The sequence below is a fragment of the Beijerinckia sp. 28-YEA-48 genome (genome assembly GCF_900104955.1).
In the GTDB taxonomy this organism is placed as follows: domain Bacteria; phylum Pseudomonadota; class Alphaproteobacteria; order Rhizobiales; family Beijerinckiaceae; genus Terripilifer.
Genome location: NZ_FNSI01000001.1, coordinates 2,557,799 through 2,583,930, shown reverse-complemented (window position 1 = coordinate 2,583,930; position 26,132 = coordinate 2,557,799). Strand labels below are relative to the sequence as shown.

Here is a 26,132-nt window from a genome sequence, read left to right as displayed (position 1 = left end):
ACCCGTGCCTTTTGGCCGGGAAGCGCTTATATGAGAATCATAACAATCAAACTTGACCTTGCCCGCGCTTGGCCGCGGGCCGTGTAGATCGAACCCATGACCCCTCCCGCCAATCCGCCGCCGCGTAAAACCGGGCGCCGCGAAGCCACGCTCAGTGAAACCGTCAAGCACCTCTGGCCCTACGTCTGGCCGACGGATCGGCTTGACCTGAAAATGCGCGTCCTCGGCGCGCTCGTTTTGCTACTCGCCGCGAAAGTGGTCACGATCCTCGTGCCCTATTCGTTCAAATGGGCGACGGATGCCTTGGCCCACCCGGGCAGCGCCAACGTGCCCTTGCCGGCGCTTCTCGCCGGGCCGATCGCGATCTGCGTGCTCTACGGCCTGCTGCGTATTTTCATGCAGCTCTTCACCCAGGCGCGCGATGCTCTGTTCGCCGCCGTGGCGATGCATGCGGTGCGCCGCCTTGCCAATGAAGTCTTCGTCCATCTGCACGATTTGTCGCTGCGGTTCCATCTCGAGCGCAAGACCGGCGGCCTGACGCGCATTCTCGAGCGCGGCCGCGAGGCGATCCAGCAGATCGTGCGCATGAGCATGCTGACCGGCGTGCCCACGGTCGTCGAATTCGCGTTGATCCTCGGCGTGTTCTACTTCGCCTTCGATTGGCGCTACATGCTGTCGATCAGCATCATGATCGTCGCCTATCTCTGGTTCACCCAAGTGGCCACCGATTGGCGCATCTCCATCCGTCGCGACATGAACGAAAGCGATACAGACGCCAATGTGAAGGCGATCGACTCGCTGCTCAACTACGAGACGGTGAAATATTTCACCGCCGAGAAGCGCGAGGCCGCGCGCTACGACAAGTCCATGGCCCGTTACGAGAAGAACAGCATTTCGAGCTATGTCTCGCTGGCCGTCCTAAACTCCGGTCAAGGGATCATCTTCGCCGCAGCGCTGTCTGTCGTGATGATTCTCTGCGTCAACGGCATCCGCAATGGCACCAATACGATCGGCGATTTCGTTCTCTTGAACGGCCTGATGATCCAGCTTTACCAACCGTTGAATTTCATGGGCATGGTCTATCGCGAGATCAAACAGGCGACGATCGACATCGAGCAGATGTTCGATGTCCTGGAGCAGAATCCGGAGGTTAAGGATAAGCCGGGCGCGCTGCCGCTGAAGATTTCCCAGGGCACGGTCACGTTCGAAAATGTCCAATTCGCCTATGATCCGGCACGGCCAATCCTGAAGGGCATTTCCTTCGAGGTTCCGGCTGGCAAAACCGTCGCGGTTGTCGGGCCTTCGGGCGCCGGCAAATCGACGCTCTCGCGGCTGCTGTTCCGCTTCTACGAACCGCAGAGCGGCCGCATCCTGATCGACGGCCAGAATATCTCCGACATCACCCAGGTTTCGCTACGCGAGAAGATCGGCATGGTGCCGCAGGATACGGTGCTGTTCAACGAAACCATCGCCTACAACATTCGCTATGGCCGCTGGGATACGACCCAGGAAGAGATCGAAGCAGCAGCCAAACTGGCGCAGATCGACGAGTTCATCCGCACCATTCCCGGCGGCTACAATGCCCAGGTCGGCGAGCGCGGGTTGAAATTGTCGGGTGGTGAAAAGCAACGTGTCGCCATCGCCCGCACCATCCTCAAGGCGCCGCCGATCCTGATGCTGGACGAGGCGACCTCGGCGCTCGATTCCTTCACCGAACGGGAAATTCAGGGTGCGTTGGAGCGCGTTGCCCAAGATCGCACCACTTTGGTGATCGCGCATCGCCTATCCACCATCGTCAATGCCGACGAAATCCTGGTGCTCGATAGCGGCCAGATCGTTGAACGTGGCCGGCATGAAGATCTGCTCGCCTTGGGCGGCGTCTACAACGCCATGTGGAACCGCCAGCGCGAAGTCGACGAGGCGCAGGAGACCCTGCGTCGCGCCGAGGCCGCCGAAGGCAAATCGAAACATGTCGCGATCACAGGCGATTTCGGTGTGCTCATGCAGGAGGCCGCCGTCGCCACCGCTGGCGATTTGGACGACGACCGGAACGACGAAAACCTGGTGCGGCGCAGTGAGGAAGATCAGAGCGCCAAATAGGCGCTCGTCACTGTCCTTGGGATTGCAGAAGCTTCAGCGCACGAACCGCGGTCTCTTCATCGACCAATTTCTCGATCGGCATTTTCGTCTTCAGATAGCCACGGCGGATGTAGAAGTCTTGCTGGTCGAGTAGGGAAGCGACGACGACCTTGCCGTCAGGATTGACGTCCGACCAAGAGGTATCGGCGAAAATGGCGCGGTTCTTGATCGGCGCATATTTAAGAAAGTAGTCGATGATCTCGTCGCGGTTGGGGCCGTTCTCGACGCCCTGCTGAAAGTAGCGCGCGCCCTTGATGTAGGCGGCGGTAAAGCGATCCAGCAGATCGCGGTTCTTGGCGGCCCATTCGGTGTTGTAGATGAGGCCGGCGACTTCCATCTCCGGTTTGACGATCTGATCGAGGCGCACCAGCATGGTGGCCCCATCGCGCAAGGCGCCGCCATCGAAGGGCGGGATCAGCACTGCTGCATCGATCGCGCCATTGATCATCGCCGTCAGGGTTTGCGGCATGGCGAGCGGCTTGGTGTCGACATCGTCGAGCGTCAGCCCCGCCGTTTCTAAGGCCTTGCCCAGTTCATATTCGGAGAAGCCGCCAGCCGCCGTGGTGGCGATGCGCAGGCCTTTCAGGTCGGCGATGGTCTTGACCTTCTCCGCCAATCCCTTGCGCAGGATGATCTTATGATGCGAGCGGATCTGCGCCCGGCTGAGGAAATAGCGCAGCGGCATGCCCTGGGCGACGCCATTGAAATAGGACACGCTGACGCCGCCGCCCATGATCGGAATATCGCCACGCACCACCATCGGCGTCATGTCGGACGCGGTGCGGAACGAGGTCAGCTCGACCTCGATATCCTGCTCCTTGAAATAGCCCTTCTCTATGGCGCAGATGATCGGCCCGTCACTGGTGTTGGGCACTGTGCCGACGATGATCTTGGTTGCCGCTTGGGCGGAGAAAGCGAGCGTGGCGGCGAGGCAGGCGATGAGAGTGTGTGTAAACCGGCGCATATGTTTCCTTCCTGAAGCCTTGTTCGGCGTAAGAGGGCATGCGCGCGATCAAACCGCGACGATGAATGCATTCCCTCCAGCCAGCGGCATCTGACGGCCGCCTTATCGACGTCGACTATAGATTTTCAAACCGGGGCGTCCAGCTGGATATTGAAAATCCTTGATGTCATCCCGCTCCGCCGCTACGCGGCTGTCGGGAATGACATGGGGAGTTTTTCAATACGCCTCTTGCATTGCCCCAAGCGCCTCGTGCGCATCCCAGGGCTTCCACCACAATTTCGCGCCGATGTCGCGGGCGATGAGGCCGGCGCTGATATAGCCGGCGCCGCCCGAGATGGCGCCACCGGGATGGGTCGCTGATCCACTCATATAGAGATTGGCAATGGGCGTGCGATAGCCGAAATGGTTGTACATCACCTGTTCGGCGTTGAAGGCCCCCATGAAAATATCGCCGCCGCGCATGTTGATCATCTCCTGCGCATATTCCTTGGCGGTATAAACATATTTGCCGAGAATCTTTTTGCCGCTGACGTTGGGGGCATAGCGGGCGAAGGTCTCGATCACCTTTTCGGAAAACTCTTCCTTGAAATCCTCCCAGCTCTGCGTGCCGATGTCGGGATCCAGCGGCATGACATGCCAGGCATAGGTGGTGTGCTTGCCGGGCGGCGCCTGGGTCGGATCAAGCAGGCTCATCGGCCCGGACCCGAACTGGATGACCTTGGGGACTTTGTTGGCGCGCACATCGGCGAAGGCGGAAAACAGGTCCTCCATCGTTTCCGCGCCGAGGCTCCATTTCAGGGCGCGATTGACGTTGGGATCGAACTGCGCGGCGGTGAAATTGGGCGATTCTTCCAGCGCCAGATGGACGCCAAAGAGCGTCCAGCCGGTATATTGGAAGCCGTCGAGCTTTTGCGTGAAAGCCTGCGGCAGTTGCGTTCGGCCGATCAGTTTCTCGAAGGTCTGATGCACGTCAAGCGTCGAAGAGACGAACTGGCGCGCCCGCACCGTGCGGCCATCGGTCAACGCGATGCCGGTGGCGCGTCCGCCTTCAATCACAATGCGGTCAATAGAAACTTGCGGCTGGAAGCGGCCGCCAGCGGCGATGAACGTCTCCATCAGGCCGCGGGCCAGATTGAATGAGCCGCCCTGACAGAGCTGATAGCCGCTTTGCAGATCGAAGGCGCGGATGATCGAGCCCATTGGGCTCGTCTTCGACATCGTGTCGACAAGCCAGGTGCCAAACAACGAGACCTTGAACAGGAAAAGCAGTTTGACGTGCTCGTTCTCGAACAATTCGTGGACCACGTCGAGCGGCTGGCGCTGGGTCATCGCCAGAAAGTCGCGCCCCGCCGCCGTGCGCGCCAGGAGCCGCTCGCGCTCGGCTTGCGGCAGCGGCTCGCTGTAGCGTTCCGGCAAAAAGATATCGCGAGTGATCTGTTCGGCCTTGCGGTTCCACTCGCGGAAGGTGCGCGCATCTTTTTCCGAAAAGCGGGCTACATTGGCGAGCGTCTCTTCAAGATCGCGGCCGAAGACCAAAGCCGAGCCATCGAGATGCGGTTGGCCGAACTCGTAGCGCGGCGTGATGTAGGTGACCCGTTCGGCCAGGCCGAGATCCTTGAACCAGGGCGTCTCGCTGATGTGGAAATGATTGATCGAATGCAGGTTGTGATAAAAGCCGGGCAGGGTCGCTTCCTTGGTCGAGAGGCCACCGCCATAGTCGAGCCGCCGATCAACGAGCAGGATGTCCAGCCCGGCCTTCGCTAGATAGCTGCCGAGCACCAGCCCATGGTGGCCGGCGCCGATGATGATGCCGTCGTAGGTCCTGTCGAGCGCGGTCATGAATTGGTTTCCCCCCGAGCCGGCGCTTAAGCCAGCCGCCTTTATCGTGGGCCGACTGTAGGTTTTCGCGCTGGAACCCGTCCAGCCGCGCGAGGCGCGGGGCTTTGATCCAAGTCAAAACCGTTGAATGGGGGCAAAACCGGGGATTTACCCCGGAATCCTTCCTTGGCCGTGACTTTAACCCGTTTCAATGGCAAAAGACCGGCTCCACTCGCCCCCGTGTTGGGCAAGATCGGGCCAAGATAGGGCAAGGGCAGATTAATGAGCATTTTGGACAGCGTACGCCGGCAGATCACGCCCGTTCATCCGGAGGGCTATCTGTTCATCGTCGGCTTCGCGATCGCGTCGCTGATTCTGTACTGGCTCTGGTCGCCGCTCGGCTGGATCGGCGCGCTGCTGACGCTCTGGTGCGCCTATTTCTTCCGCGATCCGATCCGGGTGACGCCGGTCGATGAAAACCTCGTGATTTCGCCCGCCGATGGCATCGTCTGCTCGGTCGGCTCCTTCGTGCCGCCGCCGGAATTGGGCCTGGGCGAACGGCCGATGAAGCGTGTCTCTGTCTTCATGTCGGTGTTTGACTGCCACGTGAACCGGTCGCCGGTCGCCGGCCGCATCCAGCGCATCGCTTATAAGCCGGGCCTGTTCGTCAATGCCGATCTCGACAAGGCGAGCGAGGACAACGAGCGCAACGGCTTCGTCATCGAAACCCATGCCGGCATTTTCGGCGTGGTGCAGATCGCCGGCCTGATCGCCCGCCGCATCGTCAGCTTCAGCAAGGAAGGCGACGGCGTGCAGCCGGGCGAGCGCATCGGCCTTATCCGCTTCGGATCGCGCGTCGATGTCTACATGCCCGATACAGCGACCCCGACGGTCGATATCGGCTCCAAGATGATCGCTGGCGAAACCGTGATCGCCAATCTGGCCGCAGGCACGCCGCGCCGCGTCTTCCGTTCCGCTTGAAGGCTGCCGCGATGGACGATCCATTGATCAAACCGGCACAGGCAGGCGGAGAGCGGCGGCGCTTCCAGCGCATTCCGCTGCGTTATGTCCTGCCCAATCTGGTGACTTTGCTCGGCCTTTGCATGGGTCTGACCGCGATTCGCTTCGCCATCGAGGCGCGTTTCGATCTCGCCGTTTACGCCATCGCCGGCGCGGCGGTGCTGGACGGTCTCGACGGCCGCCTGGCGCGCGCGCTTGATTCCACCTCGCGCTTCGGCGCTGAGCTTGATTCGCTGGCCGACTTCATCGACTTCGGCGTCGCCCCGGCGATGATCCTCTATATGTGGGCTTTGAACGACATTAAATCCGCCGGCTGGTTCGCCGCCATGGTCTATGCGGTGGCCTGCGCGCTGCGGCTCGCCCGGTTCAACGTGGCGATTGATGATCCCAACAAGCCGAAATGGGCCGCGCGCTTCTTCGTCGGCATGCCCTCGCCGGCAGGCGCCATCGTCGTGCTGCTGCCGATCTACCTCACCCATTCCTGGTTCGGCTTTGCCTCCGGCAAGGCCATGGTCGTGGCCCTCATCATTTACACCCTGCTGATCGGCTTTTTGATGGTGAGCCGCATTCCACACCTGTCGGGCAAGGAAATGGGCCGGGTGCCGCGCGAATATTTCATCGTGGTGCTGTTTGGCGTCGTGGTCGCCATCCTGTTCCTCTACAGCTTCCCCATGGAGGTTCTAGCCGGGATCAGCATCCTCTACCTGGCCCATATCCCCTTCGCTTACCGGCGATATCGGGCCCTCCAGCGCATGGATGCGGAGGCCGCAGCGGCGGTGGAAGCCCCATAATCCTTGCGGAAATGGGGTTTTGTCACAATTTCATGCATGACAGCGCTGCCGCTGTTCACAAAGCGTCACTGTTGCAGTAGGTTCCGGCCACTTTCCGCAGCCGCCGGCTGTGGTCGGCCGTCCGGCCGAGATTGGACGAGGTTTATGGCGAAAGAAGAACTGCTTGAATTTCCGGGGTTCGTGACCGAACTCCTGCCGAACGCGACGTTTCGCGTGAAGCTCGAGAACGACCACGAGATCATCGCCCATACGGCGGGCAAGATGCGCAAGAACCGCATCCGCGTGCTCACAGGCGACAAGGTGCTGGTCGAAATGACGCCCTATGATCTGACCAAGGGCCGTATCACCTACCGGTTCAAATAAACTCGATGATGGCCGCCGCCCGCAGGGAGGCTCGCTGATGAGCGGGCATGATACGACCGGCTGGCGGCCGAAACTGGTGCTTGCCTCCAGTTCGCCGCGCCGCCTGGCGCTGCTACAGCAGATTGGCATCGAGCCGGATGCGCTCATTCCCGCCGATCTCGACGAGACTCCGAAACGCAGCGAACTGCCCCGCACTTTGGCGACGCGTCTGGCCAGCGAGAAGGCTCAGGCTGCTTCTAAAATCGCCGGCGCCCGCGATGGTTTTGCCGATTGCTTCGTGCTGGCCGCCGACACGGTGGTGGCGGTGGGACGGCGCATCCTGCCGAAATGCGAATTGGCCGAGGAGGCGGGGTCTTGCCTGCGGCTGCTGTCGGGGCGCACCCATCGGGTCTGGACCAGCATCAGCCTGATCACGCCGAAAGGCGCTGAGCGCCGTCGGCTTGTGGAAACCAGGGTCCGTTTCAAGCGCCTGTCGACGCAGGAGATGGAGGCCTATCTCGCCTCCGGTGAATGGCGCGGTAAGGCGGGTGGCTATGCCATCCAGGGGCTTGCGGGCGTGTTTCCGGTCAAAATCGTCGGCTCCTATTCGGCAGTCGTCGGCCTGCCGCTCGCCGAAACCATGGCCCTCCTGGCGGGCGAGGGTTATCCTGCCCATATGTTCTGGCTGAACCGTATCTGATTTCGGTATCTGATTTGGAGCTGCCAATGACCGACAAGAAATCGGGATCACCGGATCTCGTCGCCAAATTCATGGCCGATGACGCCGGCGCGGCCGACCTCGGCCCTTGCGCCATCTGCGGCCGTCCCGCGACGCCGGAATATCGCCCCTTCTGCACCCGCCGCTGCGCCGATGTCGATCTCGGCCGCTGGCTGCGCGGCTCCTATGCCATTCCGGCTGGCCGCGTCGACGAGGATGACGAGAGCGAGAGCTCCGCGCGCGAGGCTTGAAGGTTGAGCGACCGCAGCGGCGCGCCAATCAGGCCAGTGACTATCATGGCCAGGAGCGCCGGCGCCGGCCAAAGCCGCGACAGCGGGCCGGCCACCCAATCACGCAGGAACGGCAGCGTCGCGCTGTCCGACTGATAGACCGGCGTGAACAGCACGCTCATCGCCTGATAGATCTGCACATGCCGATGGCGCAGTGCGATGGCCTCGGCCGTCGCTTCATTCACGTTCTTATGCAGGCGCAGCGCTGTCGCCAGCGCACAGGCATCGAGCAGGGCCATGTTGGCGCCCTGGCCAAGCTGCGGGCTGGTCGAATGCCAGGCGTCCCCGATGTGGACCAGGCGATCGGCCACGGGCTGCGCCAAAGTGCGATGGGCATAGCGAGCGAAGGTGAGCTGCTCTGGTGTCGTGATCGTCTCGAGCAAGGTTGATGTTTCCGGCCAGAGCCGCTGTACATCCTCTTTCCAGCTCTCCAGGCCCTCAGCACGCCAAGCCGTCAGACGATCCGCACGTAGCGACCAGAAGAACGCCGCTTGCGGCTGGCTTGCGCCAGGCGGCGTGCCGATCGGCAGAACGCCCGTCATCTTGCTCGCCCGCACATAGCGCTGCTCCAGCGCGTGGCTGTCGAAGCCACCATGCGTCGGCCAGGGCAGGCTCGCCCACAGCGCCCCATAGGCAAGCTCGCGTCCCGTCGGCGGTGCAAGTGGGCTCGATGTGCCGAGCGTATCGATGACGAGATCGAACGGGCCATCGCTGCATCCATCGCTGAACAGGACGCGGCGGCGCCCGTCGTCCTGCATTGGCGCGCCGACCACCGTGCGCCCGGTTTCAATGGTGATGCCAGCATCGCGCACCGCCTCGTAGAGAAAGCCAAACAGCGAAGCGCGGTGAATACCAATGCCGCAATGCTCGCCCTTGAGCGCCGCATAGCGCACATCGAGCACGGTCTTGCCTGAGGGGATGGCCTTGCCGAACAGCCGGTCGATGCGGCTGCCGGCGGCAATGGTCGCCGCATCAAGCCCGAGCTGCTTGAGCACGGCGAGGCCCGTCGGCTGGATGATCAGCCCCGAGCCCAGCGGCCGTGGTGTCTCGAACCGCTCGATCAGGACGACGCGATGGCCATCGCGCGTCAGCAGCAGCGCGCTGGCGAGGCCAGCGATGCCGCATCCAGCGATGGCGATCAGCATGGCGGGGCCTGAAAGGGACTGGTCATGCCAAAGCTATGGCAGCGCGGGGCAGCGCCGACAAGCCTTCGCCTGGCACGACTCCTGCTTCGCTCATACCGCGAGAAACACCGTGCGCTGGGCGCGGAACAGTGAGGGATTTCATGATCAATCGTCGCGTGGTGGTGGGCGCGGTTGTTGCGGCGCCTTTCGTCGTCAAGGCCAAAGCCCAGGCGCAGAGCCGCAGCGAAACCCTGCTGCTGGTTCAGGAATACGGCCCCAACAGCATGGACATGCAGGGCATCGGTTCCTCCCAGCCTGTCAACGGCGTGGCCCTGAATTGCTATGATCGCCTTATCCGCTTCAAGCCGACGCCATTGCCTGATGGCGCGGGCGGGACGTTCAACATGACCGATCTCGAGCCCGAGCTGGCGGAAAGCTGGCAGGAGGCATCCGATGGCATGAGCGTCACTTTCAAGCTGAAGGACGCGACCTTTCATTCCGGGCGGCCGGTCACGGCCAAGGACGTGAAGTGGTCGCTTGATCGCGCCGTCGCCATAGGTGGCTTCGCCAAAACCCAGATGGCGGCGGGCTCACTCGAAAGTCCGGAACAATTCGTGGCGCTCGACGACAAGACCTTTCGTGTTGATTTCGTGCGGCGCGACAAGCTCACGCTGCCCAACCTGGCCGTGACCATTCCCTTCGTCATCGACAGCGAACTGGCGATCAAGAATGGCGGCGATGATCCTTGGGCGAAGGAATGGCTGAAGAACAATGTCGCGGGCTCGGGCGCCTTTAAGGTCGAGAGCTGGAAGCCCGGCACCGAGACGATCTATATCCGCAACGACGCGTGGAAGGGCGGCAAGCTGCCGATGCTTCGCCGCGTCATCGCGCGCGATATTCCCTCGCCTTCGACACGGCGCGCGTTGATCGAGCGTGGCGACGCTGACATTTCCTACGGTCTGCCGCCGAAGGATTTTAAAGATCTCGCCGATGCCGGCAAGGTGAAGGTGATCGGCGTGCCCGTGCCGAACGCGCTCTGGTATCTGGCGTTGAACGCGGCGACCGGCCCCTTTGTCGACGTACGCCTGCGCCAGGCTGTCGCCTGGGCCATGCCCTATGAGAAAATTCTGCAGGCCTCGATGTTTGGCCGTGGCGTGCCCATGTGGGGCGGTCCCGAAAAGCCCACAACGCTTTGGCCGCAGCCCATGCCCTATAATACCAACATCGCGAAGGCGAAGGCTTTGGTTTCCGAGGCAGCGCCAGGCGGCATCAAGACATCGCTGATCTTCGACACCGGCTCAGCCACCATCGCCGAGCCGATGGCGGTTCTCATCAAGGAGGCTTTGACGCCGATCGGCATCGACGTCGAACTCAGCAAGATTCCTGGCGCGAACTTCCGGGGCGAGTTGAACAAGAAGATTCACCCGATGGCGATCAACCGCTTCGGCGGCTGGCTCGATTTTCCGGACTACTACTTCTTCTGGAATTTTCACGGCAACAATTCGATCTTCAACATCTCCAGCTATCGAAGCGCTGAGATGGACAAGCTGATCGACGGCGCGCGCTTCACGCAGGATGTATCGGCCTATAAGAGCAATATCGAAGCTTTCATCGCCCTTGCTGCAAGGGACGCGCCGGTCATCCCGATCGCGCAACCCTTGCATGACGTGGCGATGCAGAAGTCGATTGGCGGCTACCAATTCTGGCCGTGCCGCGAACCGGACTTCCGCTATCTCACCAAAGCCTGACGGCAGCGATCAGACGGGCAATCCGATGCTCGGAATCTCCGCCGGCAGATAGTCGCCGCCGCGAATGGCTTTCTGCAATTCCTTGAACGGCCGCCCGCCAGCGAAGGCCGCCAACACTTTGTCGGGATCGAAGAAGGTCCCGATTGGGTTGGCCTTGAAATCGGGCGACGTCCGCATCCATTCGGCCGATTTCTCCCAATCGCCGAAATTGTCGCTCTGCAATTCGACGAAATTGCCTTCGGGATCGCGATAGTAAATCGAGATCGTCAGGCCGTGGTCGAGACAGAAGGCCGGGCGGATGCCGGCGTCGCGTAGGCGCTCATAAGAAGCGATCAGATCGGCGAAGCTGTCATATTCGAAGGCGCTGTGATGCATGCCGTTATGCGTCACCTTTTCCGGATCGTCTTCGAGCTTAGGCACCGAGAGGAAGGCGACGCGATGGTTGGCCGCGTCATTGGTCATCCAGGCGGCGTTGGCATCCTGGAACTGCACCTTCGCGCCGACCACCGTACCGTACCAGTCGATCATTTCCTGGAGCCGGCTGGTCTTGAACGTGACGTGATGCAGTGCGGGCCGGATAATGCTCATAGTTTCCCTCCTTGATGATGATACTGTCTAGTGAACGTCCGCCATGGCGCGACCGGTGACCCGTGCGAACAAGGCGGTGATATCGTCAGGCGCCGCATTGCCGCGCCAGGCGACATGCTGATCGGGCCGGATCAAGGCTAGCTTCGCCTCGTAGCGGCGTGGCAGCCGTGTATCGCCAGGTTTGACGATGGTGAGCGGCACGCGCTGTTCGGCGGCCGCTGCACGGAAACGGTCAACGCCTTCCGCATCGTCTGACAGCACCAGAAGCGTGTAGCCCGTGCAAAAAAGGTCATAGAGCGAACGCCCGTCCTTCAGCCATTGATGCGGCGCCAGGCATCCGGGATAGGCGGTGGGCGTATAGAGCCCGACCGATTGCGGCGGCGGCTCGCCTTTCTCTTCGGCGACGATAGGCGAATGGGCATAGTGCGAGCCGAGCACGACGCCGAGCGTCTTGAACTCCCGCGCCTTGGTGGCGAGGATCGTTTCGGCCACTTCACGCCGGATGGCGGCGCCGATCTCGCCGGGATCCTCGAGCCCCGGCTGGATGAGCTGATTGCCGGTGGCGGAGTAATTGATCGTCGCTTCCTCGATGATGCGCTCATGCACGGGGCGGCGCTCGGTGGTGTAAGACTCAAGCAGAGCCGGACCGCCCCAACCCTGGATCGTCGCGGCGAGCTTCCAGCCCAGATCGACCGCATCGCCAATGCCCATGTTCATGCCGAAGCCGCCGAAGGGCGGGTGCAGATGGCAGGCATCGCCAGCCAGGAAGACGCGGCCCTTCGCATAGTGGTCGGCGACGAGGCTGCGCGCCACCCAGGGGTCGATCCCAACGATCTCGGGATCGAAGTCGATCGCGGTCGAGCGGCGGATCATGTCCTTGCAGGTCTCGGCATCAGGCACGCCGTCGCCGTCGAATTTGGTGACGATGTAGTACCAGAGGTCGCCGCCATCGAGCGGCCCCATCAGGCTGGGGATTTCCTCGTTGAGCAGCCAATAGTGGATGGCGCGTCCATGCGGATGCATACGGTCGAGGCCGGGGGCGCGCATCACCAGGTTGATGTTGCGCAGGGCTCCACCGGGGCCATGCATCTTGGCGCCGATATGTTCGCGCACGGCGCTGCGCGCGCCATCGGCGCCGATGAGATAGCGGCAGGAGATTGTCTCGGAGCGCTTCTGTTGCAGGTCACGCAGGGTGACTTCCACGTGATCGTCGAAATCCCGCGCCGCCTCGAATTCTGTCTCGAAGCGGACCGTCACACCGGGCAGGGAGACCGCATGGTCGCGCAGCACTTGTTCCAGTACATATTGCGGCACCCATTGAGCGCTTTCGGAGTAGAGATTGTTCTTGTCCGGCGAAGCCTGCAGCGCGTTTTCGAAACGGCAGATCTCGGGGCCGTTGAGGCGCGTCGCAAAAACGACCGTAGCGGGATAGTCGACGGGCACGGGCGAGGCAGCCCGCAATTTGTCGGCGATGCCCCAGCGGCGCAGGTGCTCGCGCGTGCGCACATTGGTGGTCTTGGCGCGCGGATTGTAGCCGACCCGGTCGTTGCGCTCGACGACGAGACAGGAGACGCCGCGTGAGCCAAGCTCGATCGCCAGCGCCAGCCCGACGGGACCCGCCCCGATGATCAGAACTTCAGTGTCGGAGGGGAGCTGTCGGTCCATGTTTCCTTCCCGGTTTTTCTCAATTTGGTCGTGCAATTTGGCCTTGCCGGCGCCTATAGCCAGTTCGGACCTCCATTATCGCCATCCAACCGATTGCAGGAAGATGCCAAAAGTGTTCTTTTGATACCGAAATAGCATCGAGGGGACGCCGTGAAACTCAACCAGTTCCGCAATGTGCTGGAGATCGCCGAACGGGGCAGTCTAAGGGCGGCCGCGCGCAGTCTGCAATTCGCCCAACCGGCGCTCACCCGCAGCCTCCAGGAGCTGGAGCACGAGATCGGCGCGCCGCTGTTTGAGCGGCAGGCGCGGGGCATGGTGTTGACGCCGCTGGGCGAAGCTTTCGTGCGCCGCGCCCGTACCGTGCTGGAAGACGTGCGTCGCATCCGCGAGGAGGCCGAGCAGATGCGCGGTGGCGGCGCTGGCCAGATTGTCGCCGGCCTGTCGATCGCCGCGCATATGCAGCTTTTGCCAAATGCCCTGCGGATTTTTCGCCAGCGTTATCCCGCCGTCGAGCTCAACATCATCGAGGGGTTCTATCCAACGGTGGAGAAGGCGCTGCTGGAAGGGACGATGGATTTTTACATCGGCCCTGAAGCTGATCCGGCCTTCGCGCCCGGCCTGCAACAGGTGGTGCTCGCCCCTAACGAGCGCATCGTCATCGGTCGCAAGAACCACCCCTTGGCATCGGCCCGTTCGCTGAAGGACCTGAGCGATGCCGAATGGGCCAATAATACGATTACGCAGCCGGCGGACGGCGAACTCAGCGCCTTGTTCGCCGAGCATGGCCTGGGCAAGCCGCGACTGGCGATGCGCACCCAATCCGCTCTGAGCTTGCTGGTGGCGCTTGCCGCCTCAGACCTTCTGGCGATGGTGCCCAAGCAATGGGAAAGTTTTGAGCTGATGGGCGAGACTTTGCAGATGATCCCCATTCGCGAGCATTTGTCGGCCCCGCGCCTGGTGTTGATCCGTCGCGCCGCCATGCCGTTGACGCCGGCGGCGGAACATTTCGCGCAATTGTTGATGAACAATGCGACGCCGGCAAAGCGACCCGCCCGCAAGCGAACGTGATTTGCTTTAGACGCCGAGATAGCGAGTCTTGATTTCGGTATCGGCCAGCAGCGCAGCGGACGTCCCACTCCACACCACGCGGCCGCGTTCGAGCACATAGTGCCGGTCGGCGATGCGTGTGAGGGCTTCGACATTTTTGTCGACGATCAAAATCGACATACCGGTCGCCTTGATCTCCTCGATCACGCCCCAGATATGGGCGCGCACCAGCGGCGCCAGCCCTTCGGTCGCCTCATCCAGGATCAGCAGACGCGGATTGGTGAGCAAAGCGCGGCCGATGGCCAGCATCTGCTGCTCACCGCCCGACAGCAGATTGCCCCAGCTCGACAGCCTTTCGCGTAAAGGCGGAAACAGGCGCAGCACCCGTTCCACATCCCAGCCATTGGCGTTGCGCCGTGTCGCCGTGGCGACAAGATTTTCGCGCACCGACAGATTGGGAAAGATCTGCCGCCCCTCGGGCACAAGCCCGATGCCACGCCGCGCGATCGCATAGGCCGGTAATTGATCCACGGCAGCGCCGCGAAAGCGGATGTTTCCTGCCGTCGGCGTGACGATGCCCATGATTGTGTGGATGGTGGTGGTCTTGCCCATGCCGTTGCGGCCGAGCAGGGTCACCACTTCGCCCTCGCGGATGTCGAGCCCGATGCCAAACAAGACGCGGCTCTCGCCATAGCCGGCTTCCAGGCCATTGACCGAGAGCAGAGGCTCTTCACTCATACTGCGCCCTCGTCACCGAGATAGGCGCGCCGCACCTCCGCATTGGCGCGAATGTCAGCCGGCAGGCCGCTGGCGATGATACGGCCCGAGACCAGAACCGAAATGACATCGGCCAAAGCGAACACGGCGTCCATATCGTGCTCGATCATCAGGATGGTCACTTGGCCCTTGATCGAGGCGAGCAATTTGACCACGCGTGCGGCTTCCTCGGGGCCCGTGCCGGCCAGTGGCTCGTCGAGCAGCAGCAGTTTTGGTTCGGTTGCCAGCGCGATGCCGATTTCGAGCGCGCGTTTTTCGCCGTGCGACAATTGCCCGGCGGGGACATCGGCGCGCTCATCAAGGCCAATGGTATTGAGGACCTTGCCCGCCGGATCGCGTAGTTTCGGATCGCGGCTGGCATCAGTCCAGAAGCGAAAGCTGTGCGGCTCGCGCGCCTGAACCGCCAGCGCCAGATTGTCGAGTACGGTCAATTCGAGAATGACATTGGTGATCTGAAACGAGCGGGCGAAGCCCGCCCGTGCGCGCTGATAGGCCGGCAGCCGGTCCACCGGCTCGCCATCGAACAGGATGGTGCCGCTGTCTGGCCGCAACTGTCCGGCGAGTTGCGCGATCAATGTGGTCTTGCCGGCGCCATTGGGGCCGATGACCGCGTGCAGGGAGCCACGCTTAACGTCGAGGTCGATCCCATCGCTGGCGACGATGCCGCCATAGCGTTTACGGATTTGCTGGGTTTCAAGCAGCACATCAGCCATGGGATTTGCCGCTTTTGGCGCTGCTGCCGAGAAGCCCGGTTTTGCCCATCAGTACCAGCGCGATCAGGATCGAACCGAGCAAAGCACCCCAGTAGATCGTCCAGGACGCCAGCACTTTTTCGAGCAGGAGAAACAGGATCGCGCCGATGACCGGGCCGACGATCGTGCCCATGCCGCCGGCGATCACCATGACGAGCAGATCGCCCGATCGCGTCCACTGCATGATGGAGGGCGAGACGAAGAGGGTTTGGTTGGCGAGCAGGGCGCCGGCGAAGCCGCAGATCGCACCGGAAATGACGAAGGCCGTCAGCTTGTAGCGGAAGGTCGGAAAGCCGATGGCGATCATGCGGCTCTCGTTGAATTTCATGCCGCGCAACAACATGCCGAAGCGCGAGCGCACCAGCCGGCAGCTGAGCCAAAGGAAGAAGGCCAGGCAGGCGAGGACGAAATAATAGAAGACCTGCGTATTGCCAAAGTTGAGGCCGAGATCGCTATGGGCATTCAGGCTCAGGCCATCGTCGCCGCCGAAACTGTTGATGCTGATGGCGAGAAAGTAGACCATCTGGCTGAAGGCCAGCGTGATCATCAGGAAGAAGACGCCGCTGGTGCGCAGCGACACCGCACCGATGCAGAACGCGGCGAAGGCGGAGGCGAGCGTCGCGGCGCCCAGCTGCACCAGGCCGTTGCTGATGCCGTAAAAATCGAGGATGCCCACCGCATAGCCGCCGATGCCGAGATAAACCGCGTGTCCCAAGCTGATCAGGCCGCCAAATCCTAGAATGAGATCGAGGCTGAGGGCGGCGATACCGAAGATCATCATCCGTGTCGCGACGGTGAGATAATAGCTCTCGCCCATGGCCGCGAACAGCACGGGCAGCAGCGCGAGGACGATCACCAGGGCCAGACCGATGCGTTCTTTGCTCATGTCCTCAGCGGCTCTTGGGAGGGAATAGGCCCTGCGGCCGCAGGAACAGGATGATGGCCATCAGAATATAGATGAGCATGGAGGCGATGGCCGGCGCGCTGTTGTCGGCGGCGGCGCGATCGAGGAACAGGCCAAACAGCGGCTTCATGAACGAGCGCCCAAGCGTATCGATCAGGCCGATGATCAGCGCCGCACAAAACGCGCCCTCGACCGAACCGAGCCCGCCGACGACGATGACGACAAAGGCGAGGATCAACACATTGTCGCCCATGCCGGGAATGACGGTGAAGATCGGGCCGGCCATTAGCCCGGCGAGACCGGCGAGGCCAGCGCCAAGCGTGAAGACCAGCGCATAGAGGACGACCACATTGACGCCGAGCGCGCTGGCCATGGTGCGGTTGGAGGCGCTGGCGCGGATCAGCATGCCAAGGCGCGTGTGGCGCAAGAGCAGATAGAGCAGGACGGCGACCGCGAGGCCAACGATGATGATCGCCAGCCGATAAGCGGGATAGGAGATCAGGCCGAACAGATTGATTTGGCCCGCAAGAAAGTTGGGCACGCGGGCAAAGAGCGCCGCCGGCCCCCAGATCAGGCGCACCAGATCGTTGAAGATCAAGGTGAGCCCGAAGGTCACCAACACATGATCGAGATGATCGCCTTTGTAGATGCGGCGGAAGATCAGCACTTCGGCGATCAGCCCGATGGCAAGCGCGCCACCCAGCCCGGCGAGAACGCCGAGCAGGAAGGATTGGGTCGAGGCATAGACGAAGGCGCAGAGATAGGCCCCGACCATATAGAATGAACCATGGGCCAGATTGACCAGGTTCATGATGCCGAACACGAGCGTCAGCCCGGCCGACATCAGAAACAGCATGATGCCGAGCTGCATGCCATTGAGGCATTGTTCGAGCAACAGGGTCGCGCTCATGGCGGGGCCTGATCTGGTGCGGCTGCCCTATTTCATCGAACAGGTTTGGGCATAGGCATCGCCATAATTCTCCAACGCCTTGTCCTGGATGACGATGCGCGGCTTGCCGTCTGCCCCCTTCTTCACCTCGCCTTGATAGAAAGTCTGGATCGGGAACTGGTTGGTGTTGAAGCGGAACGGACCGCGCGGCGATTCAAAATTCGCTTTGCGCAGGGCGGCTAGGAAAGCCGGCTTGTCCTCGATCTTGCCGTTGACGGCCTTCACGGCGGTGTCGAGCAGCATGATCGTGTCATAAGCATGCACCGCATAGGGTGCCGGCACGCGGCCGTATTTCTTCTCAAAGCCCGCGACGAACTTTTTGTTGGTGGCATTGTCGAGATCGGGCGCCCAGGAGGTCGCAACGATCAAGCCAAGCGCATCGTCGCCGATGGCGGGCAGGGTCGATTCATCGACCGTATAGGCGCTGTAGAGCGGAAATTTCTCCTTCAGCCCGGCCTGAGAATATTGCTTGACGAACTGCACGCCAAGACCGCCTGGATAGAAGGCGAAGACGGCGCTGGCATTGCTGGCTTTGATCTGCGACAGCTCGGCGGAGAAGTCGAGCTGGGTCAGCGGCGTATAAACTTCCGCCGCGACAGTGCCCTTGTAGAAGCGCTTGAGGCCGGCGATGACATCCTTGCCCGCCGCATAGTTCGGCGCGATCACATAGATGTTCTGCAGGCCCTTCTTTTGCAGATAGGCGCCCATGCCCTCAGCCCAATTGTCGCCCTGCCAGGAGGTCGAGAAGAAATAAGGCGAGCAATCCTTGCCGGCGAGTTGCGATGGCCCGGGATTGGAGCTGATGGTGATCGTCTTGGCATCGACCAGCGGCTTGTAGACCGCCAGCATCAGGTTGGAAAAGCTGAAGCCGATGGCGGCATCGACCTTGTCGGACTGAACGAATTTCTCCGCTAGCTGCCGGGCCACGTCGGCCTTCTGCTGGTCATCCTCGATGATGACACGGGCCGGCAGGCCGCCGATTTTGCCGCCGAGTTGCTCGACCGCAAGCTGCATGCCGTCGCGAATCTCGGTGCCGATGATGGCATTGGGACCCGACAGGGTCGACATGAAGCCCAAAGTGATCTTGTCGGCGGCTTGCGCCGGGACGGCCAACAGGCCGGCCGCGGCGAGCAGCAGGATACGCTTGTCCATTTTCCCCTCCCGAAAAACGTAGCGTTAAAACGAGAACCTAGAGCCGGGCTCTAGGACCAGAGTTTCTTCGTCGCGATATCCGCTCCCTCGCGCATGGCTTTGAACTTCTCCCAGATCACGGTGTCATGCACTTCGGTCTTGTAAAGCGCCTGTGAGGAGAAACCACAGTCGGCGCCGGCCATGACATTCTCGCGTCCCACCAGCTTGGCGAAGCGGATGATGCGCTCGGCGATCAGTTCCGGATGCTCGACGATATTGCTGGCATGGGTGATGACACCGGGGCAAAGCACCTTGTCTTTCGGCACTTTGATGGTCTCGAACAGATGATATTCATGTTCGTGGCGCGGGTTCGCCGCTTCGAAACTGACCGAGCCGGCGTTGACCTGCAGGACATAGTTGATGATTTCGCTGAGAGCCGCTTCATAGATGCGCGGACCTTCGTTGACACCGTAGCAGGTGTGATAGCGAACGCGCTCGGCCGGAATGCCCTTCAGCGCGGCATTGGCGGCCTCGATATAGATTTCCGCGCGCCGTTTCATCTGCTTGGTGTCAAGATCCGGCTCGACGAAAATATCCGGCAAGAATGGATCATCGACCTGCAGCAGAATGCCGGCTTCGATGATGAGCCGATATTCCTTGTTCAGTTCGGCCGCGAGAGCATGGAAATACTCTTCCTCGGTCTTGTAATATTCATTGATGCCGACGCCGGACGGCGCGGTGGCGGGTAAGAAGACCTTGTCGTCTGAAATGCCTGCCGCTTTCGCCGCTGCTTTAATGTTTTTGATGTCGCGTTGCACGGCCGCTTCGCCGCGATACTTGACCGGCCCAGTGCAGACCACGGGCACGATCGGCACGATGGTGCCGCCCATCATCGCTTCTTTGAAATATTGCTCGTAATAGGCCGGAAAGGCCGCGACTTCCTTTTGGAAGATATGCAGTTTTTGATCTGGACGCGCCTCGAAACCCTCCAGCCGTTCGCGGATATAGGTGAAGAAACCGGGCTTGGAGAACTCACCGTCGGTGACGATGTCGATGCCGCAGTCCACCTGCTTGCGCACGGAATCAGTGACGGCCTTGGCGATCAGCGCATCGAGCGCCGCCTCATCATAGGGCTTGCCGGCGAACTTCTGTCGCATGAGGTCGAGCAGATTGTGGGGGCGTGGCAGGCTGCCAATATGGGTCGTCTGAATGCGATTGGTATTCTGCTGCAGTGCCATCTGCGTTCCTCCCAGAAATCAGATCAGCCGGAAAATCCCTCACCCCGGCGGCTATGGCTGTAACGATAGGCATAAACCCAAACGGAAATCAACTTACAAGGAGCGCTCCTTGTTTTTGATTGTGCAGCATACGGTTGGGCGGAAGTGGGAACTTGCTTCAGCTCAGCCTTTGGGGATGCGACGTGTCGCTGTTCTGGCTGGTGCGCGGGCCGGTGCATCCATGTGCAAGGCGACGGGGGCAAGCTGACGCAAGGCTTCAACCATCGCTTTGCGGTCGACCTTGTAGGGCAGCCATGTGCTGACGAGGAAAAAGCCGCGCATGGTGAAGTGGCTCACCTCGACGAATTGACGTGCGCTCTCTTCCGGATAACCGGCGGCGCTTAATGTCTCCGTCCAGATGCGATTGAGGGTGATACGCGCCTTGCGCACCACTGGATTGACGACCGTGGCCAATTCGCGGTCGGAGCGGCAGGCGATCATGATCTCCATCAAGGCGCGAAACATCGGGCTGAAAAAGAAATGCTCGGAATCGATCAGGAACTTCTCGATCGGATCGCTGGTGTGATTCACCGTGCGCGACAGCCGTTCCGCATGATCCACGGCTTCCGCCATCGCATGTTTGACGGCCGCCTCCATGAGGTCGGCCTTGCGGGGGAAGTAGTGCTCCTGGGCGCCACGCGATACGCCGGCAACGGATGCGACGCGGCTGGCGCTGAAATTGAGATAGCCATCTTCCGCCAGGATCTGCATGGCGGCGGCCAGAATGGCGGCTTGTGTCTCGCTGCGTCGCTCAGCCTGCGTGCGTCGTTTGCCTGAACCGGATTGTTTCATGCCATAACCATGGGGATCGAATGATGTGTCATCGCTCCTGTTGTTGGATTTGTCCAGAACGCGCCAAGGAGAAGGTGCCAAGCTCCCGCTCGCATCCAGACGGGAAACGGTCTAGGCTTCCCATGTAAAAAATTTGGGAGGGATGCCAGCATGGCCGCGATAGCGCATGGTAGGCTCGTGGGGTTTTGGACGGGCAGGGCAAGAGCAGAAATAAAGCAAATCGTGAGGCTATGGCGGGGAGCGGTCCTGGCATTCCTGATGCTGGGCGGTGTGACGGCCAGCGCTGAGGCGCAGTCGGCAGCGACCGATTATCCCAATCGACCCATTCGCCTGATCGTGCCGTTCGCGGCCGGGGGCGGCAACGACATTTTTGCGCGCGTGGTCGGTGCGAAAGCTTCCACGATCATGGGGCAGCAACTGATCATCGAAAATCGACCCGCCGCCGGAGGCCGCATGGCGGCCGAATATGTCGCGACCCAACCGGCCGATGGCTATACGCTGTTTGTCGGCGCCAGCGGCAATATGTCGATGGCCGCCGCCGTCTATCCTAACCTCGCCTATCATCCGACAAAGAGCTTCGAGCCGCTGACGACGATTGCCAGTTTTCCCTTGGTGCTCGTCGTTCCGAGCACATCGCCGATAAAATCCATCGCCGACCTCGTCGCCTATGCCAAGAACAATCCTGACAAGGCGACCTATGGAACCTCATCGCCGGCTTTCACCATGACGGTCGAGCTTCTCAAGCTTGAGACCGGCATGCCGGGCGTCGCGCTGCCGCTGAAAAGCACCGCCGAAATGGTGCAATGTGTGAACCAGGAATTGTGCCTGCTGGCCATCGCCGATCCGCCGCCGACAGTGGAGCAAGTTAAGGATGGTCGTGTGCGGGCGCTCGCCGTGACAGGCCCACAACGCGCGCCGGAATTGCCGGATGTGCCGACGACAGCGGAAGCCGGAGTGCCACGTGTCAACACCATGTTGTGGTCGGGCCTGTTGACGCCAGCCGGCACGCCGCCAGCGATCGTCAAGAAACTGGTTGCTGTCTTTCAGCAGGCCGTGCGCGATCCGGAGGTGAGCAGCCGGTTGCGCATGCTCGGCGCCGAGCCGGGCGCGATCTCGCCGGAAGAGTTTCGCAAGGTGATCGAAGCGGATATTGCTGGCTTCAGCCACATTGTGAAGGCGGCCAATCTCACCTTCCAGTGAGTGAAGGCTGCTCTCACGAGCCCTTAAGCGGATGATGGATATCGATTGAACCGGTCGATAGAAATTCGGCATCGGCGGCCAATCTGTGGCCGCCGATCGCGCGCAAGGTTGGCCCTGGTTCATACCGAATGGCTTGATGCATTTCGCCGCACGGCTATCGGCGTATTGCTGATTGGCCGCTTCTTTTCCTGGGCGATATCGCTTGCTATCTGATCGGAATCGCCTTGGCCTCGTTGTTTGAGCGACGCGTTTTCAAACAGGATGGGGCTTAGGACTTGCATCAACTTATGGTGAACCTGTGGGAAAGTGAACCGATCTGCAAAGGCTGTTCACGCCGCTGTATTAATCGTTAAAATTAGGTCGCACTTTTGCCTTGTTCAGGGTAACACGGTTCAGAATAATCCACGGAGATGTAGGATATCGTGTTGAAGGCGAAGCATAGCTTTTGGATCCTGACTGTGGTCGTATTGGCGAGCGGGCCAGCCCATTCTTTTGACGAACGGATCAAGAGGGAGCTGATGCGGCTTGAGCCGACGGCAAGGCTTGAGCAGGCCTGCGATACCGAGCTGATGTCGCGCATCAACAAGGAACACAATCAGTTTCGCGTCGACAAGGTGATTGCCTACACCTTCTCCGATCCAAGCTACAAAGGTGACTCGATCAATGCACCTGGCGCGTCGTTCCGCAGCCGGGGTGATTGGTATCATCTCGCCTATCAATGTCGCACGGGCCCGCACCGCCTGGGCGTTAAAGACCTGTCATACGAGGTCGGCGAGAAGGTCGAGCGTCAGGACTGGAAGAAGTATTCCCTCTATAACTAAACCGACATGACGCTGCGGACATGGGGCACGGTCGCCAGCAGGCGAACAACCTCATGCAGATCGCTTGTGGGCATGCGGTGCAGCCGGATCTGAATCTGGTCGGCCGCGCCATCCTCGGCCGGCTCGGAGACGAAGCTGATCATGCGGGTCGATCGGTAGCCCAAAATCTGGCGCACCTGATCATAGCTAAGGGTGCGATGATCGGCGAGGACGTCAAGCTGATGCACTTCGTAGCGATGCTGCAGCCATTCCTCGAGCGGTTTTACACCGGCCAGAATGGTCAGCACGATGAGCGTGGCAGCCACCGCGCCAATATAGAGACCTCCGCCGACCGCAAGACCAATCGCGGCCACCGTCCATAGGCTCGCGGCGGTTGTCAGGCCGCGGACGATTTCGCCACGCAACAAAATGCAGCCAGCGCCGACGAAGCCGATGCCCGAGACGACCTGGGCGGCGATGCGCGATGGATCGAGCACGATATTCTGCCCGCCTAGCACATCGGCAAAGCCGAAGGCCGAAACGATCATCACCAGGCAGGACCCGACGGAGACCAGCATATGGGTGCGCAAGCCCGCCGCCCAGGCGAGCCGCTCGCGTTCGATGCCGATCAGGCTGCCGAGGATCGCAGCCACGAACAGCCGCAGGACGAATTCCCATTGTGCCAGCGTGCCGGGGCCGACCGGTGCTTGCGCGATGGAGTCGAGGATCTGGCCAATGTGCATCGGCGGGGCCTCCAGGGATGGATGGGCGGAGCCAAGTTGGCGAAGCGATCGTCAATGAATAACCGAGGTTGACCTCGGCGTCACGTCTCGCGGCCGCATGCTTTCAATGTCGAGGCCGCCTATCTCGTCTTTATCTCGTTTTGCGCTGCTCGGTCAGCGCCTGCTGCATGGTGATCTCGGTCATGATCATCCGCATGGTGGTGTCGTTGATCTTCTTCTCGCGCATCAATTTCGCTAAGGCTACGGTTTCCGCTTGCAGGGCGGCCTCACGCATTTCAGTGATGACCGGCATCAGATGTTGCGAAGGCTGTTCATCGTTTTCACCGGCGATCACATATTGCTGGTAGATGGCGATGAGCTGGCTGGCGACCGCCTGGCGCACCGCGGCTTTGTCGGCATCGCCCTGGTTCTCGTCGACCATCAGCTCAATCCGCGCAATCGCCGCTTCCGCTGCGGTCACGCGGGCCAACCGCTCCTCATTGGCGATGACATCTTCTTTATCCAGCGGAATGCCGCGCGCGACGAAGGGCAGGGTGACGCTGGCGATCAGGATGGAGCAGATGATGACGCCAGCGGCGATGAAGATGACAAGGTCGCGCGCTGGGAAAGGTGAGCCGTTCGGCAGGACCAGGGGTAGCGACAGAATACCGGCGAGGGTGATGGCGCCACGCACGCCAGCCAGCGACATGACGATCTTGATGCGCATGCTCGCCCGCCGCCGAGCCTTGCCACTCAGCCGCTCGATGACGCCGCGCATGAAAGAGCCCCAGTTGATCCAGGCGAAGCGAATGGCGAGCAGGATCAGAGTGAGGGTGAACACCGCGATGATCGGCTCGGCAACCGTGCCGTAAAGCGACAGCTCCGCCGGGATTTTGCGGATGATCTCGGGCAATTGCAGACCCAGCAGCAGAAACACGCCGCCGTTGAAGACAAAGGAGAGCACCTCGATCAACGTCATATTCTGTAGGCGCGCCGGCACGCTGAGCGAGCCGAAGAGGCCGGACGCACTGATGTAGAGCCCGGCTGTGACGGCGGCTAGAATGCCCGAGGCGTGGAAATATTCAGCGAGCAGATAGGCGGCGAAGGGCAACAGGAGCAGGATCAGCACCTGCACTTCCGATCTGACATCGCCGACCTTGGCGACCACTCGCAGCAATTTGGCTGTCGCCACCAGCATGAGGCCGCCACACAACACGCCGCCGATCACCACGGCGATGAAGGAGAGCACCGTCTCCGTGGGCGAGAACTGGCCAGTTAAAGCCGCCGCGACAGCGAAGCGAAAGACAACGAGGCCGGATGCGTCGTTGAGCAAGGATTCGCCTTCGAGCACGTGCATGACGTAGCTCGGCACGAGGTTCTTGTTGATGATCGAGCCGACGGCGACAGCGTCGGTTGGCGCCAGCACCGCGGCGAGCGCGAAGGCGACGGGCAAGGGGATGACGGGAAGCAGCCAGTTCAGTGCGAAGCCGAAAACCAGGATGGTGAGGAAGACCAGGCCGAAGGCGAGGCCAAGGATCGGCCCTTTCAATGCATCGAATTCACGCTTGGGCGCCAGAACGCCTTCGATGAACAGGAGCGGCGGGATGAAGACCAGCATGAAGATTTCCGGGTTCATCCCCACCTGCAGGCCATCGGCGGGCCAGGCGAGCAGCACGCCGAGAACGATCTGGATGATCGGCAGGGGGATCGGTACGAAGCGCACGATCACGCCCGACAGGGCGACCAGCACAAGGAGCAGAAGGATGAACGTGGCGGTGGCCAAAGCGAGTCACTTTCAGGTGGGGCACGCTATAGGACAGCAAATCCTGACATAGTTGTGAAATTCGCTGCCCCGATCCAGCCAAAGTTCGGCTGAGCCGTTCAGGTCCGCAGCATGCGCGTGAATAACGTCGAGAGCTGATCTATGATCGGCTGGGGATCGCGGCCGCCGGCGGCGATCGCGTCATCGACCGCGCCATGCATGCCATCGAAAAAGACGAGGGCGGTCATCCGGGCGTTTGGCAGCGTCCAGGCGCCGGCCTTTTCCCCATCCTGGAACAGGGCGATGAGCTGCGCGAGCACCACATCCTTCTCCTGCGATTGGCGTCGGCTGTGGGTGAAATCGTGGAAGACCACGTCATGCAGTTCGTAATTGGCGAGATAGGTGGCGACCGCGCCGCTCAGCCAGGCGGTGATCCGCGCGGCATGATCGTCCGGCGGGCAGACAGCGATGGCCGAGGCCACCCTCTCAGTGAAGTCGCGCGAGAAGCGTTCCCGCAGCGCCAGGATCACGTCGGCTTTGGTGGGGAAGTAGTGGTAAAAAGTGCCCTTGGCGACGCCGGCGCGGGCGACGATGTCGTCCACGGTGGTGGCCTCGATGCCTTTGCTGACGAACAGGTCGGCGGCGGCGCTCAACAGACCGTCGATGCGCACTTCAGCCGGTAGCACGCGCCGCTTCCGAGGCCGCCCAGGGTGTCCGGCTAAAGCTATCGATTCTTTCAGGTTGGCCATCGTGCGGGAACCTATTGTTCTTTCTGACTTCTAGTCAATAGGCGAGATTTAGAATTATTTACA

25 protein-coding genes are annotated in these 26,132 nt (G+C 61.3%); 10 read left to right on the top strand and 15 right to left on the bottom strand.

All coding sequences use genetic code 11. The annotated features are described in order from the left end of the window. The first annotated feature begins 96 nt into the window (after window positions 1-96). Window positions 97-2,100 carry an ABCB family ABC transporter ATP-binding protein/permease gene (locus tag BLW50_RS12160; RefSeq protein ID WP_090702398.1) on the top strand — a complete coding sequence of 668 codons (2,004 nt, stop codon included), beginning with the start codon at window positions 97-99 and terminating at the stop codon, window positions 2,098-2,100. A gap of 7 nt (window positions 2,101-2,107) precedes the next feature. Here the strand turns inward: BLW50_RS12160 and BLW50_RS12155 are convergent, their stop codons facing one another. After that, a complete protein-coding gene (locus tag BLW50_RS12155) occupies window positions 2,108-3,103 on the bottom strand; it encodes an ABC transporter substrate-binding protein (protein ID WP_090702396.1) in 996 nt (331 codons plus the stop codon). A gap of 216 nt (window positions 3,104-3,319) precedes the next feature. After that, window positions 3,320-4,942, bottom strand: coding sequence for a phytoene desaturase family protein (locus BLW50_RS12150; RefSeq protein ID WP_090702392.1), 1,623 nt, complete (start codon window positions 4,940-4,942; stop codon window positions 3,320-3,322). Window positions 4,943-5,203: 261 nt separating this feature from the next. On the opposite strand from BLW50_RS12150, the gene BLW50_RS12145 reads away from it, so the two are divergent. From BLW50_RS12145 to yacG, 5 genes are all read left to right on the top strand, one after another. After that, window positions 5,204-5,902 (top strand): phosphatidylserine decarboxylase, encoded by a 699-nt coding sequence (locus tag BLW50_RS12145; protein ID WP_090702389.1) that lies wholly within the window; start codon window positions 5,204-5,206, stop codon window positions 5,900-5,902. Window positions 5,903-5,913: 11 nt separating this feature from the next. Next, window positions 5,914-6,732, top strand: coding sequence for a CDP-diacylglycerol--serine O-phosphatidyltransferase (gene pssA / locus BLW50_RS12140; protein WP_090702386.1), 819 nt, complete (start codon window positions 5,914-5,916; stop codon window positions 6,730-6,732). A gap of 144 nt (window positions 6,733-6,876) precedes the next feature. Continuing rightward, a complete protein-coding gene (infA, locus tag BLW50_RS12135; RefSeq protein ID WP_090702383.1) occupies window positions 6,877-7,095 on the top strand; it encodes a translation initiation factor IF-1 in 219 nt (72 codons plus the stop codon). Window positions 7,096-7,132: 37 nt separating this feature from the next. Beyond that, on the top strand, window positions 7,133-7,774 hold the full coding sequence (locus BLW50_RS12130) for a Maf-like protein (protein WP_090702380.1): 642 nt from the start codon (window positions 7,133-7,135) through the stop codon (window positions 7,772-7,774). 71 nt (window positions 7,775-7,845) lie between these two features. Next, on the top strand, window positions 7,846-8,043 hold the full coding sequence (yacG, locus tag BLW50_RS12125; protein ID WP_090709029.1) for a DNA gyrase inhibitor YacG: 198 nt from the start codon (window positions 7,846-7,848) through the stop codon (window positions 8,041-8,043). On the opposite strand, the gene BLW50_RS12120 is transcribed toward yacG, so the two are convergent. Next, entirely contained in the window at window positions 7,977-9,227 is a 1,251-nt protein-coding gene (locus BLW50_RS12120) for an FAD-dependent oxidoreductase (protein ID WP_090702377.1), read from the bottom strand. The two genes, yacG and BLW50_RS12120, sit on opposite strands and share 67 nt — an antisense overlap. Before the next feature lie 140 nt (window positions 9,228-9,367). Here BLW50_RS12120 and BLW50_RS12115 point away from each other — a divergent pair, with 140 nt between their 5' ends. Continuing rightward, window positions 9,368-10,954 (top strand): ABC transporter substrate-binding protein, encoded by a 1,587-nt coding sequence (locus BLW50_RS12115; RefSeq protein WP_090702373.1) that lies wholly within the window; start codon window positions 9,368-9,370, stop codon window positions 10,952-10,954. A gap of 9 nt (window positions 10,955-10,963) precedes the next feature. Here BLW50_RS12115 and BLW50_RS12110 read toward each other — a convergent pair whose 3' ends face one another. Beyond that, a complete protein-coding gene (locus tag BLW50_RS12110) occupies window positions 10,964-11,542 on the bottom strand; it encodes a VOC family protein (RefSeq protein ID WP_090702369.1) in 579 nt (192 codons plus the stop codon). 27 nt (window positions 11,543-11,569) lie between these two features. Further along, window positions 11,570-13,207: an FAD-dependent monooxygenase gene (locus BLW50_RS12105; protein WP_090702364.1), complete on the bottom strand. Its 1,638-nt coding sequence runs from the start codon at window positions 13,205-13,207 to the stop codon at window positions 11,570-11,572. Between the two features lie 150 nt (window positions 13,208-13,357). Between BLW50_RS12105 and BLW50_RS12100 the strand changes: the two genes are divergently transcribed. Continuing rightward, complete coding sequence (locus BLW50_RS12100) at window positions 13,358-14,275, top strand: LysR substrate-binding domain-containing protein (protein ID WP_090702361.1); 918 nt, start codon at window positions 13,358-13,360, stop codon at window positions 14,273-14,275. Between the two features lie 6 nt (window positions 14,276-14,281). Here BLW50_RS12100 and BLW50_RS12095 read toward each other — a convergent pair whose 3' ends face one another. The 7 genes from BLW50_RS12095 to BLW50_RS12065 form a co-directional block, all read right to left on the bottom strand. Then, window positions 14,282-14,992: an ABC transporter ATP-binding protein gene (locus BLW50_RS12095; protein WP_090702358.1), complete on the bottom strand. Its 711-nt coding sequence runs from the start codon at window positions 14,990-14,992 to the stop codon at window positions 14,282-14,284. Further along, entirely contained in the window at window positions 14,989-15,744 is a 756-nt protein-coding gene (locus BLW50_RS12090; RefSeq protein ID WP_090702356.1) for an ABC transporter ATP-binding protein, read from the bottom strand. Before BLW50_RS12090 ends, BLW50_RS12095 begins: the two co-directional genes overlap by 4 nt. Further along, window positions 15,737-16,669, bottom strand: a complete 933-nt coding sequence (locus tag BLW50_RS12085; protein ID WP_090702353.1) for a branched-chain amino acid ABC transporter permease — start codon at window positions 16,667-16,669, stop codon at window positions 15,737-15,739. The genes BLW50_RS12090 and BLW50_RS12085 overlap by 8 nt, the downstream gene beginning before the upstream one ends. Before the next feature lie 4 nt (window positions 16,670-16,673). Further along, the gene (locus tag BLW50_RS12080; RefSeq protein WP_090702350.1) at window positions 16,674-17,597 is read right to left on the bottom strand and encodes a branched-chain amino acid ABC transporter permease; all 924 of its coding nucleotides are present in this window, start codon (window positions 17,595-17,597) and stop codon (window positions 16,674-16,676) included. Between the two features lie 27 nt (window positions 17,598-17,624). Further along, window positions 17,625-18,788 carry an ABC transporter substrate-binding protein gene (locus tag BLW50_RS12075; RefSeq protein WP_090702348.1) on the bottom strand — a complete coding sequence of 388 codons (1,164 nt, stop codon included), beginning with the start codon at window positions 18,786-18,788 and terminating at the stop codon, window positions 17,625-17,627. A 50-nt stretch (window positions 18,789-18,838) separates the two neighbouring features. Further along, complete coding sequence (locus tag BLW50_RS12070; protein WP_090702345.1) at window positions 18,839-20,005, bottom strand: cobalamin-independent methionine synthase II family protein; 1,167 nt, start codon at window positions 20,003-20,005, stop codon at window positions 18,839-18,841. 162 nt (window positions 20,006-20,167) lie between these two features. Next, a complete protein-coding gene (locus BLW50_RS12065) occupies window positions 20,168-20,836 on the bottom strand; it encodes a TetR/AcrR family transcriptional regulator (RefSeq protein ID WP_090702343.1) in 669 nt (222 codons plus the stop codon). A gap of 258 nt (window positions 20,837-21,094) precedes the next feature. On the opposite strand from BLW50_RS12065, the gene BLW50_RS12060 reads away from it, so the two are divergent. Next, window positions 21,095-22,036, top strand: a complete 942-nt coding sequence (locus BLW50_RS12060) for a Bug family tripartite tricarboxylate transporter substrate binding protein (protein WP_170850119.1) — start codon at window positions 21,095-21,097, stop codon at window positions 22,034-22,036. A 422-nt stretch (window positions 22,037-22,458) separates the two neighbouring features. Then, window positions 22,459-22,857 carry a DUF930 domain-containing protein gene (locus BLW50_RS12055; RefSeq protein ID WP_244544220.1) on the top strand — a complete coding sequence of 133 codons (399 nt, stop codon included), beginning with the start codon at window positions 22,459-22,461 and terminating at the stop codon, window positions 22,855-22,857. Here the strand turns inward: BLW50_RS12055 and BLW50_RS12050 are convergent. The 3 genes from BLW50_RS12050 to BLW50_RS12040 form a co-directional block, all read right to left on the bottom strand. After that, window positions 22,854-23,579 carry an MgtC/SapB family protein gene (locus BLW50_RS12050; protein ID WP_090702334.1) on the bottom strand — a complete coding sequence of 242 codons (726 nt, stop codon included), beginning with the start codon at window positions 23,577-23,579 and terminating at the stop codon, window positions 22,854-22,856. The two genes, BLW50_RS12055 and BLW50_RS12050, sit on opposite strands and share 4 nt — an antisense overlap. Window positions 23,580-23,709: 130 nt before the next feature. Next, window positions 23,710-25,341: a Na+/H+ antiporter gene (locus BLW50_RS12045; protein ID WP_090702332.1), complete on the bottom strand. Its 1,632-nt coding sequence runs from the start codon at window positions 25,339-25,341 to the stop codon at window positions 23,710-23,712. Between the two features lie 98 nt (window positions 25,342-25,439). Further along, entirely contained in the window at window positions 25,440-26,006 is a 567-nt protein-coding gene (locus tag BLW50_RS12040) for a TetR/AcrR family transcriptional regulator (RefSeq protein WP_244544219.1), read from the bottom strand. Window positions 26,007-26,132: the final 126 nt, after the last annotated feature.